The following is a 23,119-nucleotide window of genomic DNA, read 5'->3' as shown; positions in this document are numbered from 1 at the left end:
GCATGGTTGACGCAACACTGATTTCCGGAGGGACCAATGTCTCGCGTTTCCATCGAATACAAAGACCATATCGCCCATGTCACGCTAACCCGTGGCGACAAGATGAACGCGCTGGACGAAGCCATGATCAAGGCGATCCTGTCCGCCGGGCAAGAGGTGGCGGTCTCCGACGCCCGCGCCGTGGTGCTGTCGGGTGAGGGTAAAAGCTTCTGCGCTGGTCTCGACATGGCCAGTTTCGCCAGCATGGCCCACAAGGACCCGACCGAATGGCTGATGAACCGCAGCCATGACGACGCCAACGAAATGCAGGAGCTTGCCTTGATCTGGCGCCGTGTCCCCGTTCCAGTCATCTGTGCCATTCAGGGTGTGGCCTATGGTGGTGGTCTGCAAATCGCACTGGGCGCGGATATCCGCATTGCCCACCCCGAGGCGAAATTGGCGGTGATGGAGATGAAATGGGGTATCATTCCCGACATGGGCGGCATGGTTCTGCTGCCCGAGCTTGTCCGCTCGGACGTGCTGCGCTTGCTGACGTATACTGCACGTCCAATAGGCGCGCCGCAGGCGGCTGATTGGGGGCTGGTCACGAAACTCTCGGACGATCCTCTGACCGAGGCGCTGGCTCTGGCTGAAGACATCGCAGGCCAAAGCCCTTCAGCCATCCGTGCCGCCAAGCGCCTGATCGACGTGGCCGAAAACCGTTCGCGAGCCGACGTTCTGCTGGCCGAATCTGCCGAACAGGTGGAGCTGATCGGCAAACCCGATCAGATGGAGGTTGTCATGGCGCAGATGCAGGGCCGTAAGCCCAAGTTCAAGTAGTCACCACATGAATCCCGATGCGCATCGCGGTCCTGCACGTCAGGCAGTGGGGTGTAGGCTTTGCGCATCTGATCCAGCGTTACTTGAAATGAATTCTCTGGGTTGGACCTAGGTCTGTGCTTTCTTGATCCGGCGTACCACCAGAGTTCCCAATGATCCAAATTTTGGCCGGTTTTACTTTGGCTGTGGCCTCAAGGCAAAGCGGCTATCGCAGCCAGTTAGTCACCAGATAGGCAATGCCACCAGCCAGCAAACCCCAGACCGCGGCCCCCAGCCCGAAGACTGTGATACCGGACGCAGTGATAGCAAAAGTCAGGATCGCCGCCTCACGCTCGGCCACAACCTCCAGCGCAGCGTGGATCGCATTTGCCAGCACACCGATCAGTGCGACCCCGGCCAGCGTCCCCATCAGCAACGGATCGGCATGGGCGGCAAATCCGGTGATGGCCATGGCAAAAACACCAAACAGGCAATAGAATACGCCACCCATGATGGCCGACCAATAGCGCAGCGCAGGATCGGGATGACTGTCCTGATTTGAGCACATCGCGGCGGTGATGGCGGCAAGGCAGGTGGCGGGGGCTCCGAACGGGGCGGACAACAGGCTGGCCCCTCCGACGGCCGAGAACAGTTTGCCCGGCACGGGCGTAAAGCCAAAGCTGCGCATCACCGCGATGCCGGGGATGTTCTGTGTCGCCATGGTGACGATGAACAGCGGCATTCCGATCCCTATGGCCGAGGCCAGCGAGAATGTAGGCATGGCCCAGATCGGTGCCGCAATCAGACGCTCGGGCATGATCGTTGTATCTCCGGCGTTCAGGATGACTATAATGGCTGCTGCGATCACTGCCGCGGGAACCGCAAACAGCCGGTTGAACCGCCCCGCGATGAACCATGTCAGGATTACGGGTAGCGCCTGCCACGGAATCTCGACGGCCGCCTTGAACGGGAGGATACATAGAGGCATCAGAACCCCGGAAAGCATTGCCTGCGCTAACGTGGTCGGGATTGCAGCTGCCAACCTTCCCAGCGGCTTCCACAACCCAGCCACAACCGTCAAAGCGCCAGCGCACAGGAACGCACCGATAGCTCCTGAGAATCCCTCGACAGGTGTGGCGGATACAGCCAACAGCGCGACACCCGGCGTGGACCAGGCGACACTGATCGGCAACTTGTAGCGCAAGCTCAGCGCGATGGCGGCCAGCCCCATGGCGATGGCGGCGGTCATCAGGCCCGATGCGGCCTCCTCCGGTGACGCACCCATCGCATCCAGCCCCTGCAATACAATGGGGAATGAGCTGAAAAAGCCGACGATGGCCACAACCAATCCGGTTGAGATGGTCTGCATTGGTGGAAATGCGCGTGTCATTCTGCCCTCAGCGTTATCAACCTGCACTTGCTAGCAATCGTAAGCGGAGGTGAACAGGGCGAAATCCGGACCGGGGAACGAAAACCCCGCCAACGCGGGCGTGGCGGGGTCTGGTATCTCGAACGGTTTGGAGCAGACGAAGATCAGGCGATTTCGGCCAGACGTGCCAGCGCCTCGTTCAGTTTCACCTCTTCCTCTTCACGGGCGGCGAGGTTGGCTTTGGCTTCGGCGACAACCTCTTCCGGGGCCGAGGCCACAAATTTCGGATTGTTCAGACGACCGCGCAAACCACCCAATTCCTTGGCAAGTTTGCCCTTGGCCTTTTCCAGTCGTTCCTTTTCGGCGCCGATATCGATGATATCTGCCAGCGGCAAACCGAACGTCGCACCCGGCGCGGCAATCGAGATCGTTCCCTTGGGAAATGCATCCACTTTGGTCAGGCTGTCGATCCGCGCCAGCCGCTTGATCAGCGCCTCGTTACGGTCCCATGCAGCTTGGCCATGCGCGTCAATCTCTGTCACCAGCATCGGTACATAAAGGCCCGCCGGAACCCGCATCTGCGCACGAGCTGAGCGCGTGTTCTCGATCACCGAGATCACCCAGTTCATTTCGCGGTCCGCCTCTGGGTCGACCAGTTCGGTGCCGTAAGTCGGCCAGTCGGCGTGCACGACCATCTTGGCGCGCGTGCCTGTCAGGCCCCACAGTTCCTCGGTAACGAAGGGCATGATTGGGTGCAGCAAGACCATGCACTGGTCCAGAACCCAGCGCATGGTAGCGCGGGTCTCGGCCTGTGCTTCGGCATCGTCACCCTGTAGCAGCGGTTTGGAGAGTTCAACGTACCAGTCGCAGACCTTACCCCAGACAAAGGCGTAAAGCCCGTTGGCCGCATCGTTGAAACGATAGCTTTCCAGTGCGGCGTCGACCTCGGCCCGTACGCGGGCAGTTTCGCCTATGATCCAACGGTTTACGGCGGCCTTGGGTTTCAGATCAGCGACGTCTAGTTGCGGTACGGCGTCGGTGAAGACCTCGTTCATCTCGGCAAAGCGAACAGCGTTCCAAAGTTTTGTACCAAAGTTGCGATAGCCGGTGATGCGTTCGCGAGACAGTTTCAACACGCCACCAATCGCCGCCATCGAGGCATTGGTAAAGCGCAGCGCGTCGGCGCCGAACTCGTCCACGATCTCCAACGGGTCGATGACGTTGCCGGTGGTCTTGGACATCTTCTTGCCCTTCTCGTCGCGGACGAGCTGGTGCAGGTAGACGGTGTGGAACGGGATCTGATCGACCACCGCCAGTTGCATCATCATCATCCGGGCGACCCAGAAGAACAGGATGTCAAAGCCGGTGATCAGAACGTCCGTGGGGAAGTAGCGTTCCAGCTCCTCGGTCTGCTCGGGCCAGCCCAGCGTGCCGATGGGCCAGAGGCCGGAGGAGAACCAGGTGTCGAGAACGTCGGGGTCACGCCAAACCGGATAAACGAGCTTCGTCGGGTCTTGTTCAACTGCATACTGAGCAAGGCTTTCGGCGAATTGATGGATCGCTTCTTGCTTATCGGCAACTTCGATTACAGTTGCGTGGCTTAGCGGGCTGGGAATGTTTGCATTATCGTCCAGGAATTTTTCAGTCACTGCCTCCAGACTCGACGCGCATTCCATGACATTGCCACGGTGCAACATACCACCTTCGTTCAGCAAACGACCCAATTCGACCAGATCAAGGTTGCCGTCGTTCTCGTCATCTTTGAAGTTTTCGGCCGACAGGTCGAGGCCATACCAAACCGGAATCTGATGCCCCCACCACAACTGGCGCGAGATACACCAGGGCTCGATGTTTTCCAGCCAGTGGTAATAGGTCTTCTCGCCCGATTCGGGGATGATCTTGACCGTGCCGTCCTTGACCGCGTCCAGCGCGGGGCCGACGACTTTTTCGGCATCCACGAACCACTGGTCGGTGAACATCGGTTCGATCACGACCTTCGAGCGGTCGCCAAAGGGCTGCATGATCGGTTTGCTCTCGACCAGCGGGACGAGTGCAGCCGGGTCGTCGTCCTCACCCAGCTTTGTGCCCAGAACCGGGTTGTCGGCACGGGTCATGACGGCCAGACCGTCGTTGGTGATCTCTTCGACCACCTTGGCGCGCGCCTCGAACCGGTCAAGCCCGCGCAGGTGATCGGGGATCAGGTTGATTGCGTCGATCTCATTCTCGGTGAACTCCTTGCCGCGCGCGTATTCCTGCGCCTTGCCGGCCTCTTCGGCATAGGGCGCGCCATCGGCCCGCATTGCGCCACGCGTATCCATCAGACGGTACATCGGAATACCGCCACGCTTGGCGACCATGTTGTCGTTGAAATCATGCGCGCCGGTGATCTTCACCGCGCCCGAGCCGAAATCGGGATCGGGATAGTCATCAGTAATGATCGGAATCTGGCGACGATGCTCTTTCGGTCCAACGGGAATTTCACAGAGTTTGCCGATGATTGGCGCATACCGCTCATCTGACGGATGAACCGCAACCGCGCCGTCGCCCAGCATTGTTTCGGGCCGTGTCGTGGCGATTGAGATATAGTCGCGCTGTTCCTCAAGCACGATATTCCCGTCCTCATCCTTTTCGACATACGTATAGGTCTCACCGCCCGCCAATGGGTACTTGAAGTGCCACATATGGCCCGCGACTTCGATATTCTCGACCTCAAGATCCGAGATTGCGGTCTCAAAATGCGGGTCCCAGTTGACCAGACGCTTGCCGCGATAGATCAGGCCCTTTTCGTACATTTCTACGAAGACCTTGATGACGGCATCGTGGAAATTTGCAGAATTCTCATGCCCTGTGCGCGGGTCACCCGGTGCACCTGCCATGGTAAACGCGTTGCGCGACCAATCGCAGCTGGCGCCAAGACGCTTGAGCTGTTCAATGATCGTGCCGCCGTATTCACCCTTCCATTCCCAGACTTTCTCAAGGAACTTCTCGCGCCCGAGTTCACGCCGCCCTTCGTTGCCCTGCGCCGCCAGCATCTTTTCAACCTGCATCTGCGTGGCGATGCCCGCGTGGTCCTGACCGGGTTGCCACAGCGTGTCGAACCCGCGCATGCGGTGCCAGCGGGTCAGGATATCCTGCAGCGTGTTATTGAACGCGTGTCCCACATGCAGCGCCCCCGTCACGTTGGGTGGCGGGATCATGATGGTAAAGCTTTCATCGCGCGATCTGTTCGCGCCCGCCTTGAAGGCTCCGGCCTGTTCCCAGGCCTCGTAAATGCGGGCCTCGGCCTCGGCCGCGTTGAATGTCTTTTCCATCGCCATTGGATGCGTCCTGCGTCAACAAATTCGGGTTAGCGCTTGCAATATCGAAAGGATAGCAAAAGGGAAAGGGCCAAGCGCCGGGGCTATGGACAATGATGCATCGCAGCCTAATGTCGCCTAGAGGCAGAGACAGGAGCGCGCGGTGGAAAAGTTTGGCAAAAGCCAGCCCGTCAAACGGACCGAGGACCAGCGGTTTCTGACCGGGCAGGGGCAATATATGGACGATGTCCTGCCGCACGGGGCTTTGCATGCGGTATTCGTGCGATCCCAGGTGGCGCATGGGGTGATTGGGGCGCTGGATCTGGATGACGCGCGCGCGGCCGAAGGGGTGCGGCTCATCATGACGCTGGACGACCTGAAGGCCGCCGGGATCGACACGTGTATGAATGCGGCCATCCTGAATAACCGAGACGGTTCGAAAGCCGCTGCGCCGGACCGGCATATGCTGGCCGCGGATCGCATACGGTTTGTCGGAGAACCCGTCGCTGTAGTCATTGCCGACACCGCCTTACAGGCCCGCGATGCGGCCGAGCTGATCTGGGTCGAAACCTCAGACTTGCCCGTAAAACTGGACGTTTGTGCGGGCGGAGAAACGCTGCACGCGGAAACTCCGGATAATCGGGCATTTGACTGGGCGCTGGGCGATGAGGCGGCAACTATTGCTGCGTTTCAGCAGGCGGCTCATACCGTTGCACTGAATGTGGAAGACAATCGAGTGATCATCACGTCGATTGAACCGCGGGGCTGTCAGGCGCATTGGGTTGATGGGCGGTTGCACTTTTCCTATGGCGGGCAGGGGGTTTGGGCCATGCGTGGTCAGCTGGCGCAAAAGTTGCGACTCAACCCCGAAGATATCCGCGTCACGACCCCGGATGTCGGTGGCGGGTTCGGCATGAAGGTCATGCCCTATCCCGAATATTTCTGTGTGGCCGTAGCTGCGATGAAGTTGGGCCAGCCTGTTCACTGGATGTCTGACCGTTCCGAGGCAATGTTGTCCGATCACCATGGCCGCGACCTGTCTTCGCTGGCCGAGCTGGCATTTGACAGCGATCACCGGATCACCGCCTATCGAGTGCACAGCAAGGTAAATCTCGGGGCCTATAACAGCCATTTCGGCCAGGCGATACAAACCAATCTTTTCAGCAAAGTGTTGATGGGCGCCTATGATGTACAAACCACCTATCTGCGGGTCGAGGGGTTCTTTACCAATACAACGCAGGTTGACGCTTATCGCGGCGCAGGTCGACCCGAGGCGATATATGTCCTTGAACGCGCCATCGACCGCGCGGCCCGAGAGCTGGGCGTCGATCCCTGGGATCTGAGGCGCAAGAACTTCATCCGGCCCGAGGCCTTTCCTTACAAGACCGCGACCGGCGAAACGTATGATGTCGGCGATTTCGACATGGTTCTGTCCCAAAGCCAAATACAGTCCAGCGGATTTGCCGCCCGCAAGATCGCCGATGCTGAACGCGGTTTGTTCCGGGGGCAGGGGATTTGTTACTATATCGAAAGTATTTTGGGCGACCCTTCCGAGAACGCAAAGATCGAGTTCGTTGAGGATGGCACCTTGAAACTTTTTGTCGGAACCCAATCCAACGGGCAGGGGCACGAAACGGTCTATGCTCAGTTCCTGTCTGACCAAACCGGGGTTCCCCTGGATTGCATCACCGTAGATCAAGGTGACAGCGACCAGCTTCCGAATGGTGGGGGAACCGGGGGATCGCGATCAGTTACGGTGCAAAGTACAGCGACGCTTGCCACGATCGACGTCATGGTTGCCGCATTCACGCCCTATCTCGCAGATAAGATGGGGGTGGAGGAAAGCGACGTGCGCTTTGATTTTGAAACCTTCCGCGCGCCGGGATCAAACCTGACGCCCACTTTGACCGAGGCCGCGGATATGGCCCGTGCCGACGGGCGCGTTGATTTGTTGCAGCATCAGGCAAGCATCACGCTGGACGACCGTAGCTATCCCAACGGGGCACATGTTGTCGAAATCGTGATTGACCCTTGTACCGGCGAAACATGGGTAGACCGCTATACTGTGGTCGATGATTTCGGTAATCTTATCAATCCGATGCTGGCCGAGGGGCAAGTTCATGGTGGTGTCGCACAAGGCATCGGTCAGGCGCTGTCCGAACATGTTGTCCATGATGCGCAGGGGCAACTGCTCACGGCATCGTTGATGGATTACGCCTTGCCCCGCGCAGCCGAGATACCCATGATTAAGTTTACCTCGGCGCCGGTACCGTCAACCTCTAACCCGTTGGGAATGAAAGGATGCGGAGAGGCCGGCACCGTGGGCGCGCTGGCTGCAGTGGCAAATGCGGTTCAGGATGCGCTCTGGGATCACGGGGTGCGGCAGGCCGATATGCCTTTTACGCCGCACAAAGTATGGGAACTGCTGAACGATGCAACTGTCGCGGCTGAGTAGAAAGGTACTGGGGTGGCTTGGACGGCCGCTGCGATCCGAGCATTCGGCCGAAACGCGCCATCGTGAACCTGTCAGCCATGTCATCATTCTAGACGGCACCATGTCGACGCTTGAGCCCGGATATGAAACTCATGCGGGGCAGGCGCTGCGGCTGTGCTGCGAGATGGGAAGCAAGGTATCCGTCTTCTATGAGGCCGGCGTGCAATGGGAAAGCTGGAAGTCCTCGTTGGATGTGATGATGGGGCGGGGGATCAATCGCCAGATACGCCGGGCCTATGGCTATCTGGCCTCGCGGTATAAGCCCGGCGACCGTATCTATTTCATCGGCTACTCACGTGGGGCCTACGGTGTGCGCAGCCTTGCGGGTGTGATCGATATGATTGGCCTGCTCAAGGCCGAGCATGCGACCGTAAGGAATATCAAACAGGCCTACCGCCACTATGAATGCAATGCCAATGGTAGCGCTGCTGCTGCGTTTCGCCGGCAGTTCTGCCATGAAGATGTTGCAATCGAAATGATCGGCGTGTGGGATACAGTAAAAGCGCTGGGCTTGCGTCTACCGCTGCTTTGGCGTTGGGCCGAGGATCGCCACGCCTTCCACAACCATCAGCTTGGTCCCGCTACGCGCCACGGCTACCACGCGATGGCGCTGGATGAAACGCGCGAGGTATTCGAGCCGGTCCTGTGGAAATGTACCCCCGATTTTAAAGGCCATATCGAGCAAGTCTGGTTCCGAGGCACCCATGGCGATGTGGGTGGCCAGTTGAACGGGTTTGAAGAAGCCCGTCCTCTTAGCAACATCTCGCTGGTTTGGATGCTGGACAAGGCAGAGCTGCACGGCCTGCCATTGCCGGAGGGATGGAGAGACCGCTTTGTGATCGACCCTCATGCGCGTTCGGTCGGCACATGGCGCGGTTGGGGTAAGATTTTCCTACTGCGCAAGCACCGCAAAGTAGGCCGCGACCGATCCGAGCGGCTGCATGTCTCGGTTTCGCCAAACGAACTGCCCGGTTGGGTGCCGATGCTGGATTTGCCATCGCATCCAGCGCAGTAATTCGGTTCCAGCTGCGAACAAAAATCACTGGGAACATTTACTGGTTAGTGAGACCCTAATACTCATATATTGAAACAAGTATCGGATCATCATACTCACGCCGAACACAAAGGCGAATTGACATATGGCAGACCCATATTTTTCCGAACTCAAGTACCTAGGAGGTCCACCACAGGACTTTATCGAGGTCGCTGTTGACGCGGGTGCGGATGTTTCTGGGCTTGTTGTTACGATCTACAACTCTGACGGATCTATCCGCAGCACTAACACGCTTGATGGGATCACCCCGACGACAGTCGCAGGCCGGGACGTCTATGTAATTGACTCAGCCAGTTCCGCCACCTTTACCGGGCTCGGTAAAACCAATGGTATCTCTTTATCCGACGGGTCAACGGTTTATCAGTTCAGCTCTTTCAGCGATCCCCCCAGCCCCGGCCCGATAACGGCGACAGCTGGCCCCGCCAATGGGATGAGCTCGACGGTTATCGGCGAGGCCGGGGCGGGAGATTCACTTATTTCCACCGACAATGGTGGAACCTATACGGTGAACACCACTCCGACACCGGGCACCATACCGTGCCTTACGGCAGGAACGTTGATTGCGACCGATCAGGGCCCTGTCCTGATCGAGAGTTTGAAGCAAGGTGATCGTGTCTTGACGGATCATGGTTGCACGCAGCCTTTGTCACAATTCATTCGGCGACATGTCAGCGCGCGGGATTTGCGCCGCAATCCCAAGCTTTACCCAGTACGCATTTGCGCTGGCGCGCTAGGGCAGGGCCTGCCCAGACGCGACCTGCTCGTGTCCCGTCAGCACCGGATGCTGATATCCTCGGCGATCGTTAAGCGCATGTTTGAGCGCCCCGAGGTTCTGGTCTCAGCTATAAAGTTGGTCGAGCTTCCGGGGATATACGTCGACGACAGAATTACAGAAGTTACTTATTTCCACCTGGTGTTTTCTGAACATGAGGTAATTTATGCAGATGGCGCCCCGACCGAGAGCCTTTTGCTTGGCGATGAAGCACTGAAATCTCTACCGGCAGCAGCCATGGAAGAGCTTTTTACGCTGTTCCCCGATCTTGTCGAAACCCCGATGCAAAAGACCAACTACAAAATCCCAGAGGGGGGGCGGCAAAAGCGATTGATCGCCCGGCATGCACGGAACCGGCGGCCGCTTTTGGCAGATTACGACTCTTCTTCGATTCCAGTGTGATCGCTCTTAGATGACGCAGAGCCAAAACAGGTGTATTGCCTACATTCCGGCCTGCTGCGGGCACCGCGTTCTGTTGCTAGGTGCCTGCCGTCGTCAAAGCCTTACCGCCGCCGGTCGCGACGTGAGCTCATAGGCTGGAACGCCACACCCACATGCGCTTCGCAATAAGGTTTGCCTGCCTCAACGGGCAGACCGCAAAACCAGAAATCCTCGGTCGCGGGGTCGCCGACGGGCCATTTGCAGGTCTTCTCGGTCAGTTCCATCAGCGTCAGCTTTTTGGCTTTCTTCTCAACCTCGTTGACCTTGGCCAGCGCCTCGGGGCTGATCTCGTTCGCTGAAGGTTGCGGCGGCAGCGGTTGACCGGCCGGGATGATCTGACGGCGGGCCGGAACAGCGGGCTTGGCCTCGGCTGCCGGCGCTGCGGCTGGACGTGCCGGTTCCGTCTTGGGCGTGGGTTTGGGCTTGGCCTCGGCCTTGGGCGCGGGCGCTGGTTTTTCCTTTGGCTCAGCCTTGGCGGGGGTCGCGCCGGTTGCGCGATTCGACAGGCCCAGCCGGTGGACTTTGCCGATAACCGCATTGCGGGTCACACCGCCCAGTTCCTTGGCGATCTGGCTGGCCGACTGGCCCTCGCCCCACATCTTTTTAAGCAGCTCTACACGCTCGTCAGTCCAGGACATCATTTGCCTTTCAAAAGCGGAAAGCGGCCCCGGATTCGGGCCGCCTTGGGAATTCGTCTCAGCCCCCTATTTTAAACACTGCGGTCCGAGTTACAAGCGGTCTTCGAATCAGGTAGAGGGCAGATCATGCAGAATCTCATGGATCATGAGGCGCGCCGCTTTGGTGCGGTGAACTGGATGGGTCTCTATACGCTGGCCCGGCGGGAAACTTTGCGGTTTATGGCGGTGTGGACGCAGACACTTTTGGCACCGCTGGTGACTGCGGGGCTGTTTCTGCTGATCTTCAACATCGCTATCGGGCCCAGCCGGTCTGATGTGATGGGCGTGCCATTTTTGACCTTTCTGGCGCCGGGCATCATGATGATGACGGTGATCCAGAATGCGTTTGCCAATACTTCGTCCTCGATGGTGATCTCGAAAGTACAGGGCAACATCGTCGATACCCTTATGCCGCCGCTTTCGCCGTTAGAGATTCTGCTGGGATACCTTGCGGGCGGCATTGCCCGTGGCTTTCTGATCGCTGTTGTCGTTGCAAACGCGCTGGCGCTGGTGCTGGGTATTGTCCCGCAGAACCCACTGATCGCCATGATCTTTGTAGTGCTGGGAGGGGCCTTTATGGGCGCGCTGGGCCTTTTTGCCGGGATATTCGCCAATAAGTTCGACCAGATGGCTGCGATTACCAACTTCATCGTCACGCCTTTGGCGTTTCTTTCTGGAACCTTTTACTCGGTCGAGGCATTGCCGCCGGTTTTGTACCGGCTAAGCCACGCCAACCCGGTTTTCTATCTGATCGACGGGCTGCGCTATGGTATGATTGGGGTTTCGGACAGCTCGCCCTACCTTGGGATGTTGATCTGCACGGCTGCAACACTGGTGGTCGGTGCACTGACCTGGCAGATGCTGCGAACGGGCTATCGGCTCAAGGCCTGACGGTGCCGCGCCTCGCGCCACACAAGAATCAGCCCTCCGGCCAAGATGATGGCAGATCCAATCAAGCTGACCGCGTCGGGCACCACATCGAATATCGCAAAATCATATAGCGCAGCGAACAGCAGTGTCGCATAGCTTATCGGCGCTACGAAAGACGCATCTGCCCGCGCCATGCCGTTAACGAAACAGGCCTGTGCGCAAGCCATCAATGCGCCGATCCCCGCAAGGGCGGCCCATTGCGCCGGGTTGGGCATCTGAAACACGAAACTCACCGCGACCGATGCGATGGTCAGGCCCATCGCGTTGTTCACCAATAGAATTTGGATCGGGCTCTCTCGCCCTGACAGCTTTTTGATAAAGATCAGCTCCATCCCGATGACGACAGCCGCCGCCAGCGCCAGTAACGCCGCAGGTTGGAAGCTCGCAGGTGTCGGGCGCAGCAGAACCATTGCCCCGATCAGGGCCACCGCCGCCGCCAGCCAGCGCCAGGGGCCGACGCCTTCTTTCAGCAAGGGAATGGCAAGAACCATCGCAAAGACCGGGTTCAAGAACGAAATCGCCGTCGCATCCGCCATCGGTATGAATGCGACCGATGCAAACATCAGCGTGATTCCCAGCCAGCCAAAGCTTGTCCTACCGATATGCAGTCCCCAATGGGGCCGCCGCAGGGTAGGGCGCATGATGCCCACTGCCGAAACGATGACGAGGAAGGCGAATAGAAACCGCCCGTGGCTGATCTGCATTGGATGCAAAGGAGCACCTAGCGTATCTGTCCCCAAAGCTTTGGCCAGCAGGGTGGTTGCCGCAAGGAATGCACTGGCGACAAAAATCAACAGTGCCGCAAGGGGCGGGTTATGCGCTTTGGGAACGAACATGCGTAAGCGGTGATGTACGGGTGGACGAAAGGCAAGAGGTAAAACGGTCAGGGCTGTCCCGACGGTGTTGCAAGAGCCTGTTTGGCCTGTCGCAAGCTGTCCAGAAAACGATTTGCGCGCCCGATCCGCGCCTCAACCTCTTCGATCCGTTCCTGAAGAAATGCTACGCCGTCAAAGGTTTCGGGATCAGCCGCACCAAGTTGCCCCAGCAGAGTTGCAAGTTGGGCGATACTGATCCCCGCCGCCTGTGCATCGCCGATCTGTTCCAGCGTGATCAGCGTGTCATCCGGGTAGTCGCGATAGCTGTTTGTCGCTTCTGGCCCGGGGCGCGAGGCAATCAATCCGTGCCGTTCGTAAAACCGCAATGTGTCGCGGGGCAGCCCGCTTCGGCGGGACAGTTCTCCGATACGCATCTGTAAAACCATTGACTATACTCTATGGTTTTGATCTTATGGCCCGTGGTCAAAGCCTGCAAGGGGAAAGATGATGGGATCCAAATGTCAAAGCTGCGGCATGCCTCTTAGCAAGGATACCGAAGGGGGAGGCAGCGAAGCGGACGGAACCCGCAGCACACGGTATTGTTCACTCTGTTACGCTGACGGTGCGTTTCGACATCCCGATGCCTCGTTCGAGGAATTTCAGTCCCATTGTCTGGATGCGCTGGTGAACAAGGGCATGCCCCGCATTCTGGCCTGGGCTTTTACGCGCGGTATGGGTCGATTAGACCGCTGGAGCGAAGGCTGATACGGGGGTTGCAGCGTTGCAGCAACAAAGCCCTTTTCATCGCAAATCTTCGGCGCTATACGGCATCCATGATCAAACACGCTGATATCCTGCGACTTCGACGCCGACGCTTTGCCGCGTAACCGGCCCGTTTGATCCTTTTGCGCTGCCCAAATCGGCGCATCTCCCACCAAATCAGTTGACGAACATGGCCCTCGTGTATCACTCACGGGGCTCAACATATCGAAAAGGATGATCCGATGATCCCGTCCGTTCTGCCGACCTATAATCGTGCGCCCCTGACCTTTGTGAAGGGCGAAGGCGCTTGGCTGACCGAGGCGGATGGCCGACGTTTTCTGGATATGGGCGCGGGGATTGCTGTGAATGCACTGGGCCATGCGCATCCGGCGCTGGTGAACGCGCTGACGGAACAGGCCCACGCGCTGTGGCATGTGTCGAACCTTTATAACATCCCTCAGCAGCAGGCGCTGGCTGATAAGCTGGTTGAACATACCTTTGCCGACACGGTGTTCTTTACCAATTCAGGCACGGAAGCCTGCGAGCTGGCTGTGAAAATGGCACGCAAATATTTCTACGATAAAGATCAGCCCGAACGGGTCGACATCATCACCTTTGACGGTTCGTTTCACGGTCGGTCTTCGGCAGGTATCGCCGCTGCGGGGTCCGAGAAAATGACCAAAGGCTTTGGCCCGCTGCTGCCCGGCTTTGTACACCTGACATTTGGTGATCTTGACGGCGTCACCAATGCGATCTCGGACAAGACCGCGGCGATCTTGATCGAACCCATTCAGGGCGAGGGCGGTATTCGCCCCGTCCCTGATGCCGAGCTCAAAGCGCTGCGTCAGATCTGCAACGACAATGGCCTGTTGCTGATCCTCGACGAGGTCCAATGCGGCGTTGGGCGTACCGGTAAACTTTTTGCCCATGAATGGGCGGGCATCACGCCTGACATCATGATGGTCGCCAAGGGCATCGGTGGAGGGTTCCCTCTGGGTGCGGTGCTGGCCACCGAAGACGCGGCCAGCGGCATGACGGCAGGTACGCACGGGTCGACCTATGGCGGAAACCCTCTCGGTTGCGCGGTGGGCTGCGCGGTGATCGACCAGGTTGCAACCCCCGCCTTTCTGGACGGGGTCAATCGCAAGGCGGGCATGTTGCGCCAGAAGCTCGAAGGATTGATTGCAAATCATCCGGACGTGTTCGAAGAGGTGCGCGGCGCAGGGCTCATGCTGGGTCTGAAATGCAAGGCGACCAACTTGGACGTGGTGAATGCGGGATATGATAACGGCCTCATCACCGTTCCCGCCGCTGACAATGTGATCCGCCTATTGCCGCCTTTGACCCTGACAGAGGACGACATTGCACAGGCGGTTATTCGTCTGGAGAAAACGGCCGCGCAGGTCGATAGCAATCTGGCGTCTGCCTGAGCCCACCCGATTAGAAAAGCGAAACGACATGAAGCACTTCCTCGACATTCACAAAACCAATGCCGCCGCTTTGCGGGGCATGATCGACCAGGCTGCTGCCATGAAGCAGGCGCGTCTGGGGCAGCCAAAGGCGGCACCGGATGACGAATTGGCACTCAAAGACCGCATGGTCGCCCTGATCTTTGAAAAACCGTCAACCCGGACGCGCGTGTCCTTTGATGTGGGCGTGCGCCAGATGGGTGGTCAGACGATGGTCCTTTCGGGCAAGGACATGCAGTTGGGCCACGGCGAAACCATCGCTGACACCGCCCGCGTGCTGTCGCGCTATGTCGATATGATCATGATCCGGACATTTGACGAAACCATCCTAACCGAAATGGCGGAATACTCGGACGTGCCGGTGATCAACGGCCTGACCGATCGCACCCATCCTTGCCAAATCATGGCCGATGTTCTGACGTTCGAAGAGCACCGAGGCCCGATCGCTGGGAAGAAAGTCGTTTGGACTGGCGATGGTAACAATGTGTGTGCCTCGTTCCTTCACGCGGCGGGCCAGTTCGGGTTTGATCTGACTTTTACGGGCCCGGCGCAATTCGACCCCGAAGAGGATTTCATGGGTTTTGCCCGTCAAAAAGGGTCCAAGATTGTTGTGGAACGGGACCCCTACAAGGCTGTAGATGGGGCCGATCTAGTTGTCGCCGATACCTGGGTTTCGATGCACGACTCTCAATCCGCGAAAGAACGGCGCCATAACCTGCTGCGTCCTTATCAGGTAAACGCCGAATTGATGGCCCATGCCAAACCCGATGCGCTGTTCATGCATTGCCTTCCTGCGCACCGCGAAGAAGAAGCGACATCCGATGTCATGGATGGGCCGAACTCGGTCATTTTTGACGAGGCCGAAAACCGACTGCACGCCCAGAAGGCCGTTATGCGTTGGTGTCTGGGTGTCTGAACACATGAAAATGGCAAGAGAGAGCCGCGTGCTCTCTCATGATTTCCGGAGTGCACAATGCCCCATTTAGTCCTCGAATTCTCTCAGGGCCTTGAAGAGAAACATGATTTCCATGCGGTCTGCGAGAAGTTGTTTGCGGTGCTTTCTGAACATGCTGAGTTTGATGCACCGGCCCTTAAGATCCGTGCCAATCCGGTCACCTATTTTCGGATCGGGACCGAACCGCAGACCTTTGTCCATGCGACGCTTTTATTGATGCAGGGCCGGGATGAGGCCACGCGAGCTGAACTGAACGCTACCGTTTTGGATGTTCTGACTGTTGCCATGCCCGAGGTTGGCAGCATCACGGTGCAAGAGGTCGAACTGAACCGTGCGTCTTATGCCAAACGCCTGGCGTGATTGTGTTTGGCAATTTGTCTATCTGAAGCACGGCGACTGACACCTTCTTTGGCCGCAAGCAACATTCCTTTGCAGGGCAGCAAAAATGCCCTGCATTCCCCGTCAAACAGGTGATCGGATAGCGAGCTGTTTGGATGGTTCTTTTCTCAGGTGGAACTTCTGTTAGAATTGTTATGTAATAACATTAATGATATGTCATAACGGACAAAAATCCACCGGAGTTGTGCAATTATTGAGGTTTCTTTCAGGTGCAGCGGCCTGCATCTTGCAGGGGCGAACCGTTGCCTGCCGAAAAAGGGAGAAACTGGAATGAGCTGGAACCCGTCTCACAACCCCGATCGTTTGACTGAGAACCCGTTTTTAGAGGCACTGATCATTCCTCGTGCACGTGATCTGGGTGGGTTCGAGGTGCGCCGCGCGCTACCCTCGGTCAAACGACAGCTTGTTGGCCCGTTCATTTTCTTTGACCAGGTCGGCCCTGCAGAATTCATCACAGAAGGCGGTATAGACGTTCGGCCACACCCTCATATCGGGTTGGGCACGGTCACCTACCTGTATAAAGGGGAATTTGAGCATCGTGATAGCTTGGGCACCCATCAGATGATCTATCCCGGTGAGGTCAACTGGATGATTGCAGGACGTGGCGTAACCCATTCTGAACGCACCAGCAAGGAAACGCGCAGCAAAAGACACAGTCTTTTTGGCATTCAGACCTGGATCGCGCTGCCAGAGGAACAGGAAGATATTGCACCGGATTTCGAACATCATAAACAATCTGCGCTGCCCCATATTCAGGATGCTGGGGTCAGCGCTCGTCTCATCCTTGGCTCGGCTTATGGTGAAAGCAGCCCGGTCACGACACTGTCTGAAACCTTCTATCTGGACGTGCAGCTTGCCCCCGGGGCCTCTTTTCCTTTGCCTGATGATCAAGAAGACCGCGGTGTTTATGTGACGGAAGGAACGGTTGAGATCGCCGGCGATCAGTTCACCCAAGGTCGTATGATGGTGTTTCGGCCAAGGGATCGCCTTTCCGTTCAGGCAGGGCCGCAGGGTGCGCGGCTAATGTTGCTTGGAGGTGCGACGTTGAATGAGGATCGTTATATCTGGTGGAACTTCGTGTCGTCCTCAAAGGAAAAGATAGAAGCAGCCACCCGCGAATGGAAAACGGCGGACTGGGCCAAAGGGGCTTTTCAACTGCCTCCGGGGGACGATCAAGACTTCATCCCGATTTCAGAAGACCTTGAACGCACCCGTCCGAGGCGCGCGCGCTGACCTGGCGTCAGTTGGCCTTGTCTGACAGGCGGATCGCGGCAATCTTTGACCGAAGGGGAGGGGCGTCATGAGGATCGCAATCGCGGGGGCGGGCAGCATTGGATGTTACTGCGGGGCTTTGCTGGCCCGATCCGGTCACGATGTCACCCTGTTGGGGCGGGCACGAATTCTCGACCCGATCCGGGATAAGGGGCTGATGGTCACAGATTTTTCAGGCCTGCGGTGTCATGTGACCAACCTGTCCCTGACCGAAGATCCGGCGGAACTGAGTGATGCTGAAATAGTCATTGTCACGGTAAAGACCGGCGCGACGGAAGAGATGGCGAAGCAAATCGGAAAATATGCACCAATGGCTGTGATCCTTTCCTGGCAGAACGGGTTGGAAAATGCAGGCACCTTACATACGATGCTTCCGCACCACGATGTCCGCGCCGGTATGGTGCCGTTCAACGTCGTACCAACAGATACTGGCGGATTTCATCGCGCGACTTCAGGTGAAATCGTTATCCAATCCGGCCTCGGCGATTTGGGCGCAAAGCTGACTGGCCCCGACCTACCGGTGTCAGAGAGTGACCAGATCGAAGCCGTCCAATGGGGCAAGCTGGTGATCAATCTCAATAACGCGCTGAATGCGTTGTCCGGGTTGACGTTGAAACAGCAGTTGCTGGACCGCAACTGGCGCCAACTGATGGCGGATCAGATGTCCGAGGCTCTGACCGTGCTACACTCCGCCGGTCAACCGATTGTGTCAATGACGCCGCTGCCCGCATGGATGACACCGTATATCCTGCGTCTGCCTACGCCTTTGTTTTCGCGGATCGCATCCCGGATGCTGATCATTGACCCTTCGGCGCGCACCTCTATGGCCTATGACCTGATGGCAGGGCGCCCAACGGAAATCGACAGTCTGCAAGGCGAGATCATCCGTTTGGGCGAGCAGCAAGGCATTGCGACCCCAATCTGCGCGCAGGTTCGCGAAAAGATTGCACAGAACCCAAAATCCCCGCTTACTCCCGAGCAAATCCGAAGCTGATGGGTTAGAGAAAAGCCGTCAGTGTCCAGAAGATAGCGGCTGATAACACTGCGGTAGCGGGGACCGTTATGATCCAGGCAGCCACGATCGTCATGAAATGCGAGCGACGGACGAGTTTCCGGCGTTTTTTCTCTTCCTGTGCCTGGCGCCGTTCGGGCAGGCGTTGGTGGTTCGCGTTCTTTCTGCGCCGCTCGGCATGCCATTCGCGATAGAAGCCCACTCCGAAGACCGCTCCCACTGCGATATGGGTGGAACTGACGGGCAGGCCCAGCCAACTGGCCAGGATCACAGTGATCGCCGCAGAAAGGGCGACACAGAATGCGCGCATTGGGTTGAGCTTGGTGATCTGACTGCCGACCATCCTGATCAATTTTGGGCCAAACAGGAACAGCCCAAAGGAAATTCCCAGCGCTCCGATCACCATCACCCAGGTTGGAATTGCGACTTGTGCAGCGAAATCCCCGAACTGCGCCGTATGCACGATTGCCGCCAACGGACCAACCGCATTTGCCACGTCATTGGCGCCGTGGGCAAAGCTAAGAAATGTTGCTGAAATAATAAGTGGTAGCCCAAACAGCGTTTTCAGAGACTTCGTTCTGTTTTCTAGTCCTTCTGATCTGCGATGCACCCAAGGGACTGTCACCAGCCATGTCAGAAATCCGGTGGCCAGACCGAACAGAAAAGCGACTTCAAGCTCAACTTTGATCAGCTTGTTCAGGCCTTTGACGGCCAAATAGGTGGTAAAGGCACCAGCCATGACAGCAACGAGTATCGGCACCCAACGGCGGGCAGCGGCGATCTTGTCGTCCTGATACTGAATTTTGGCATTGATCAAAGCCAGAAAGCCAGCGGCAATAGTTCCACCTAACACAGGAGAGATGATCCAACTGGCGGCAATGGCGCTCATCGTGGTCCAACTGACCGCGCTTAGGCCAGCTGCTGCGACGCCCGCACCCATGACGCCCCCCACGACAGAGTGTGTGGTCGACACCGGCGCGCCGACCCAGGTGGCCAAGTTGACCCACATGGCCGAAGAAATCAGGGCCGCCATCATCGCCCAGATAAAGACGGTGCTGTCGTGAACCGATGCCGGGTCTATAATCCCTTTCGAAATCGTCGACACGACATCCCCACCTGCCAGCAAGGCCCCCGCGCTTTCTGCGATGGCGGCGATGACGATTGCGCCGGTCATGGTCAGCGCGTTGGCCCCGACAGCGGGGCCCATGTTATTGGCAACGTCATTTGCGCCGATATTGATGGCCATATAGGCCCCAAAACCCGCTGCCGCGACAACGATCAACCCGCCATCAGCCCGCCCAAAAACCACTGCGGCCGTCAGCCCGGCCAGCGCAATAAAGGCGAAGGCGATACCCGGCGCCAGCATGGGGCGTGCCACATGGGCATTGGCATACTCAACGCGCGAGATGCGCGCCAGATCGCTGTCCAGCGATTGCCAACGGAGTTTGGAGCTTGGGTTCGACATCAGGCTATTGCGGGCGGTTTCCAAAAGAACACCCGCGGCTATACGGTTTCGCTCAGACGAGCAACCGTGGCGTCATCACTTTTTGTGGAGGAGTCACAGCTGCAGCAGCAAAGCCCGCAGTTCGGGTTCCTGAACACGTTCGGCCGCTATCACGGGCGAAACCCACTCGCGGGTCCTTTCCTCGGCCTCGGGGTAGATATTGGCCAGTTCCTGCACTTCGATCCGATAGACATTGGTCACCACAGTCTGGCTGGCCCCGTCTTTCAGGATCTTGTCATAAGTATATTGCCCAACAGGGTCTTTGGATAGGGATTGGGCGCGCACGCCGGCTTCTTCCCAGGCCTCTTGCCGGGCAGCCTCGGCGCCATCCAGGCCATCAATCGGCCAACCTTTGGGGATGATCCAGCGTCCGGTGTCCCGGCTGGTGATCAAAAGAACCTGCAGCCCGTCCTGTGTTTCGCGGGTGCACAAGGCGCCAAACTGCACCCGATGGGGGCGCAGGAACAGAGGCCGGGCGACCTCTTCCCAAATATTTCGCAGCCATTTTGTCATGTTTGTCGTTCTCGAACCCGGGTTTTACCTGAGCAGCCCACATAGCAATGAAACAGATAATCTTCAATGAACGCCCGGAATCACCATGCTTTCCGCATCTTCATGCCAAGAATTCTCGACGAAAATTCCCGACGGCCGCCTAATTACGACGTTTTGCGCGCAAGGTGGGGTCGGCCTTGGTCGGATCTTCGGGCCAAGGGTGTCTGGGATATTGCGCGCGCATATCTTTGCGCACATCCGCGTATGACCCAGCCCAGAAACCGGGCAAGTCGCGCGTGATCTGGATGGGTCGTTGGGCCGGTGAAAGAAGCGTGATCTTGAGGGCCTCACCGCCAATGACCGGATGGCGCGTGACGCCAAACAGTTCCTGCAGCCGCACCGAGATTTCCGGTACTGCACCGCCATAATCTATCGGCACCTTTCGCCCGAGAGGAGTTTCAAACGACCCTGGAGCGCGCCGGTCCAGTTCCTGCGTCTGGGCCCAGTCCAGTCGGGCGCGCAACGCTGGCAAAAGGTCGAAACGTTTCCAGTCTTCAGCATTGCGGACGCCGGAAAGCATCGGCAACAGCCAGTCTTGCAGCGTGTCGGTCAACCCCTCGATCGAGAAATCAGGCAGCTCTGCGCCTTCGGTCCGGACCAGTTCCACCCGTGCCGCCAATCGCGCAGCGGCCCCGTTCAGTCGCAGGCCAAGATCACGGACGCCATCCAGCATCGCCAATGCAACTGCTTCGTCCGGAACCTCTTTCCAAACACTATCACTCAACGTGATTGCGCCGAGCCGTTCTTGTTTGCGCGCAACGACACGGCGGTCACGTTTTGACCAGTCGCAGACCTCGATCCAGGTGATCTGATCCTCGAACAGGTCACGAATTTCCTTTTCCGAGATCTGTGCGGCCATGCGCACCTTTGCTTCGCGGGGGTTGCCATCGGTATCGGTCACAACCAGATAAGGCGCCGCGGCCAGCGTGTCGCCGCCGTCCAGCACAACGCCTTTCCCGCCTGACAAAACATAGCGCGGCTCATCCCCTTTGCGCCGTTGTCCGATGCGATCGGGATAGGCGAGTGCGGCTGTTGCCGCTGGGCTGAAGTCGGACAGGTTGCCTTTGGTTTGCAGCCGCTTGGTCTCGGTTTTTATCCGTTCTAACGCACCAATGTTGACCTGCCAGACACGGTTGCGTTGAAAGGCGCGCATATCTCGCATGGCTTCGAGCCTAAGCAACATATCCACCGGAGCACCCCGCAAGGGATCGCGCTCGGCGATGAGAGCGGCCAAAGGTGCGGCGGCGGGGCCGACCTGTTCCAGCATATGTCCCAATCGCGGGTGTAGAGGTAGCGCCGCTAGTGACCGCCCGTGATCGGTGATCCGCCCCTTCCCATCCAGCGCGCCCAGCATCATCAGCAACGTGCGTGCCTCTGTCATCGTGCCCTCGGGTGGAGGGGTCAGGAAAGACAGTTCTTCGGGGTCCGCCCCCCAAAGTGCCAGTTCCAGCGCCAGCCCGGTCAGGTCGGTTGCCTCGATCTCGGCCGGGGGATAGGCGGCCAGCGCGCCTTCTTCGCCCTTCGACCATAAGCGATAGCACTTGCCTTCGGCGACACGACCAGCGCGGCCAGCGCGCTGCGTTGCCTCGGCGCGCGTCACCCGCTCGGTTACTAGTCTGGACATACCCGAACCCGGATCGAAACGCGCCCGCCGAGCCTGTCCCATGTCCAAGACCACGCGAATGTCTGGAATGGTCAACGAGGTTTCGGCAATGGACGTAGCCAAAACCACTTTGCGACCGGTTTCGACCGGTGCAATCGCTTGGCGCTGGGCAGCGAAAGGCATCGCGCCGAATAGTGGTCGCACCGTAGCTTTGCTGGATAGCCGGCCAGCCAAGGCGGCCTCTGCCCGGCGGATTTCGCCTTCTCCGGGCAGGAACACCAACATCCCACCTTCTGTTTCGCGCTCGGCCTGAACCACAAGATCGACCAATGCGTCCAGCTTTCGCGCCCGTTGTCCTAGCGGTCGGTCCAGCCAACGTGTTTCGACCGGGTAGCTGCGCCCTTGGGACGTCACAACGGGGGCCTCCATCAACCGCCCCACGGGTTCAGCGTCCAGCGTTGCCGACATTGCCAGCAGGATCAGATCGTCCCGCAATGCCCCGGCGACCTCAAGGCACAAGGCCAGGCCGAGATCCGCGTTCAGGGACCGTTCATGGAATTCATCGAAAATCACCGCACTAATGCCGGGCAGATCGGGTTTGACTTGCAGCATCCGGGTCAGGATACCTTCGGTGACGACCTCGATCCGGGTCGATTTCGATACCTTCGCCTCGCCCCGCACGCGATAACCAACTGTGTCGCCCACGCGCTGTCCCAGCGTATCGGCCATGCGCTCAGCAGCAGCCCGGGCCGCCAAGCGGCGGGGTTCCAGCATCACGATCTTGCCATCGCATAGCCCCGCCTCGAGTATCGCCAGCGGCACTCGTGTTGTTTTCCCCGCGCCCGGAGGTGCCTGCAGCACTGCGCGGCCCGAAGCCTTTAGGGCGGCAAGAAGGTCAGGAATGGCGTCGTCGATGGGCAGGCGTATCATGCGGGCTTTATCCGC

Annotated in this window: 19 protein-coding genes; 11 read left to right on the top strand and 8 right to left on the bottom strand. The window is 58.3% G+C overall.

Annotated elements, in window-relative coordinates:
* Nucleotides 1–36: 36 nt before the first annotated feature.
* Entirely contained in the window at nt 37–819 is a 783-nt protein-coding gene (locus tag AC2FFF_RS12395) for a crotonase/enoyl-CoA hydratase family protein (RefSeq protein ID WP_281973259.1), read from the top strand.
* 205 nt (nt 820–1,024) lie between these two features.
* Here the strand turns inward: AC2FFF_RS12395 and AC2FFF_RS12390 are convergent, their stop codons facing one another.
* Both AC2FFF_RS12390 and AC2FFF_RS12385 read right to left on the bottom strand, forming a co-directional pair.
* Nucleotides 1,025–2,188: a benzoate/H(+) symporter BenE family transporter gene (locus tag AC2FFF_RS12390; protein ID WP_496882958.1), complete on the bottom strand. Its 1,164-nt coding sequence runs from the start codon at nt 2,186–2,188 to the stop codon at nt 1,025–1,027.
* A gap of 143 nt (nt 2,189–2,331) precedes the next feature.
* The gene (locus AC2FFF_RS12385) at nt 2,332–5,484 is read right to left on the bottom strand and encodes a valine--tRNA ligase (protein ID WP_496710593.1); all 3,153 of its coding nucleotides are present in this window, start codon (nt 5,482–5,484) and stop codon (nt 2,332–2,334) included.
* A 142-nt stretch (nt 5,485–5,626) separates the two neighbouring features.
* On the opposite strand from AC2FFF_RS12385, the gene AC2FFF_RS12380 reads away from it, so the two are divergent.
* From AC2FFF_RS12380 to AC2FFF_RS12370, 3 genes are all read left to right on the top strand, one after another.
* Nucleotides 5,627–7,918: a xanthine dehydrogenase family protein molybdopterin-binding subunit gene (locus AC2FFF_RS12380; protein ID WP_281973256.1), complete on the top strand. Its 2,292-nt coding sequence runs from the start codon at nt 5,627–5,629 to the stop codon at nt 7,916–7,918.
* A complete protein-coding gene (locus tag AC2FFF_RS12375) occupies nt 7,896–8,972 on the top strand; it encodes a T6SS phospholipase effector Tle1-like catalytic domain-containing protein (RefSeq protein WP_142638056.1) in 1,077 nt (358 codons plus the stop codon). Before AC2FFF_RS12380 ends, AC2FFF_RS12375 begins: the two co-directional genes overlap by 23 nt.
* Nucleotides 8,973–9,096: 124 nt before the next feature.
* Nucleotides 9,097–10,185: a Hint domain-containing protein gene (locus AC2FFF_RS12370; protein ID WP_496750910.1), complete on the top strand. Its 1,089-nt coding sequence runs from the start codon at nt 9,097–9,099 to the stop codon at nt 10,183–10,185.
* Nucleotides 10,186–10,286: 101 nt separating this feature from the next.
* On the opposite strand, the gene AC2FFF_RS12365 is transcribed toward AC2FFF_RS12370, so the two are convergent.
* A complete protein-coding gene (locus tag AC2FFF_RS12365; protein ID WP_142638060.1) occupies nt 10,287–10,862 on the bottom strand; it encodes a GcrA family cell cycle regulator in 576 nt (191 codons plus the stop codon).
* A gap of 126 nt (nt 10,863–10,988) precedes the next feature.
* Here AC2FFF_RS12365 and AC2FFF_RS12360 point away from each other — a divergent pair, with 126 nt between their 5' ends.
* Entirely contained in the window at nt 10,989–11,792 is an 804-nt protein-coding gene (locus AC2FFF_RS12360; protein ID WP_281973254.1) for an ABC transporter permease, read from the top strand.
* Here the strand turns inward: AC2FFF_RS12360 and AC2FFF_RS12355 are convergent.
* Entirely contained in the window at nt 11,774–12,667 is an 894-nt protein-coding gene (locus AC2FFF_RS12355; RefSeq protein ID WP_281973253.1) for a DMT family transporter, read from the bottom strand. The two genes, AC2FFF_RS12360 and AC2FFF_RS12355, sit on opposite strands and share 19 nt — an antisense overlap.
* A 47-nt stretch (nt 12,668–12,714) precedes the next feature.
* The gene (locus AC2FFF_RS12350) at nt 12,715–13,092 is read right to left on the bottom strand and encodes a MerR family transcriptional regulator (RefSeq protein ID WP_246097248.1); all 378 of its coding nucleotides are present in this window, start codon (nt 13,090–13,092) and stop codon (nt 12,715–12,717) included.
* A 58-nt stretch (nt 13,093–13,150) separates the two neighbouring features.
* Between AC2FFF_RS12350 and AC2FFF_RS12345 the strand changes: the two genes are divergently transcribed.
* From AC2FFF_RS12345 to AC2FFF_RS12320, 6 genes are all read left to right on the top strand, one after another.
* Nucleotides 13,151–13,411 (top strand): zinc ribbon domain-containing protein, encoded by a 261-nt coding sequence (locus AC2FFF_RS12345; RefSeq protein ID WP_345741813.1) that lies wholly within the window; start codon nt 13,151–13,153, stop codon nt 13,409–13,411.
* A gap of 239 nt (nt 13,412–13,650) precedes the next feature.
* Nucleotides 13,651–14,838, top strand: coding sequence for an aspartate aminotransferase family protein (locus AC2FFF_RS12340; RefSeq protein ID WP_142638068.1), 1,188 nt, complete (start codon nt 13,651–13,653; stop codon nt 14,836–14,838).
* 28 nt (nt 14,839–14,866) lie between these two features.
* A complete protein-coding gene (argF, locus tag AC2FFF_RS12335; RefSeq protein WP_271950442.1) occupies nt 14,867–15,793 on the top strand; it encodes an ornithine carbamoyltransferase in 927 nt (308 codons plus the stop codon).
* A gap of 57 nt (nt 15,794–15,850) precedes the next feature.
* Nucleotides 15,851–16,192 (top strand): 5-carboxymethyl-2-hydroxymuconate Delta-isomerase, encoded by a 342-nt coding sequence (locus AC2FFF_RS12330; RefSeq protein WP_142638071.1) that lies wholly within the window; start codon nt 15,851–15,853, stop codon nt 16,190–16,192.
* 309 nt (nt 16,193–16,501) lie between these two features.
* Nucleotides 16,502–17,464 carry a pirin family protein gene (locus tag AC2FFF_RS12325; RefSeq protein WP_282022118.1) on the top strand — a complete coding sequence of 321 codons (963 nt, stop codon included), beginning with the start codon at nt 16,502–16,504 and terminating at the stop codon, nt 17,462–17,464.
* Nucleotides 17,465–17,531: 67 nt separating this feature from the next.
* A complete protein-coding gene (locus AC2FFF_RS12320) occupies nt 17,532–18,497 on the top strand; it encodes a 2-dehydropantoate 2-reductase (protein WP_281973246.1) in 966 nt (321 codons plus the stop codon).
* Between the two features lie 4 nt (nt 18,498–18,501).
* Here AC2FFF_RS12320 and AC2FFF_RS12315 read toward each other — a convergent pair whose 3' ends face one another.
* The 3 genes from AC2FFF_RS12315 to hrpB form a co-directional block, all read right to left on the bottom strand.
* Nucleotides 18,502–19,980, bottom strand: a complete 1,479-nt coding sequence (locus tag AC2FFF_RS12315; protein WP_281973245.1) for an inorganic phosphate transporter — start codon at nt 19,978–19,980, stop codon at nt 18,502–18,504.
* A 93-nt stretch (nt 19,981–20,073) separates the two neighbouring features.
* A complete protein-coding gene (locus tag AC2FFF_RS12310) occupies nt 20,074–20,532 on the bottom strand; it encodes an NUDIX hydrolase (protein WP_271950409.1) in 459 nt (152 codons plus the stop codon).
* A 139-nt stretch (nt 20,533–20,671) separates the two neighbouring features.
* Nucleotides 20,672–23,104, bottom strand: a complete 2,433-nt coding sequence (gene hrpB / locus AC2FFF_RS12305) for an ATP-dependent helicase HrpB (protein ID WP_281973244.1) — start codon at nt 23,102–23,104, stop codon at nt 20,672–20,674.
* Nucleotides 23,105–23,119 lie beyond the last annotated feature (15 nt).

It is taken from the genome of Ruegeria sp. YTSA226 (assembly GCF_059609905.1).
The sequence above is the reverse complement of the archived record's forward strand: the minus strand, read 5'-3'. Positions and strand labels throughout refer to the sequence as shown.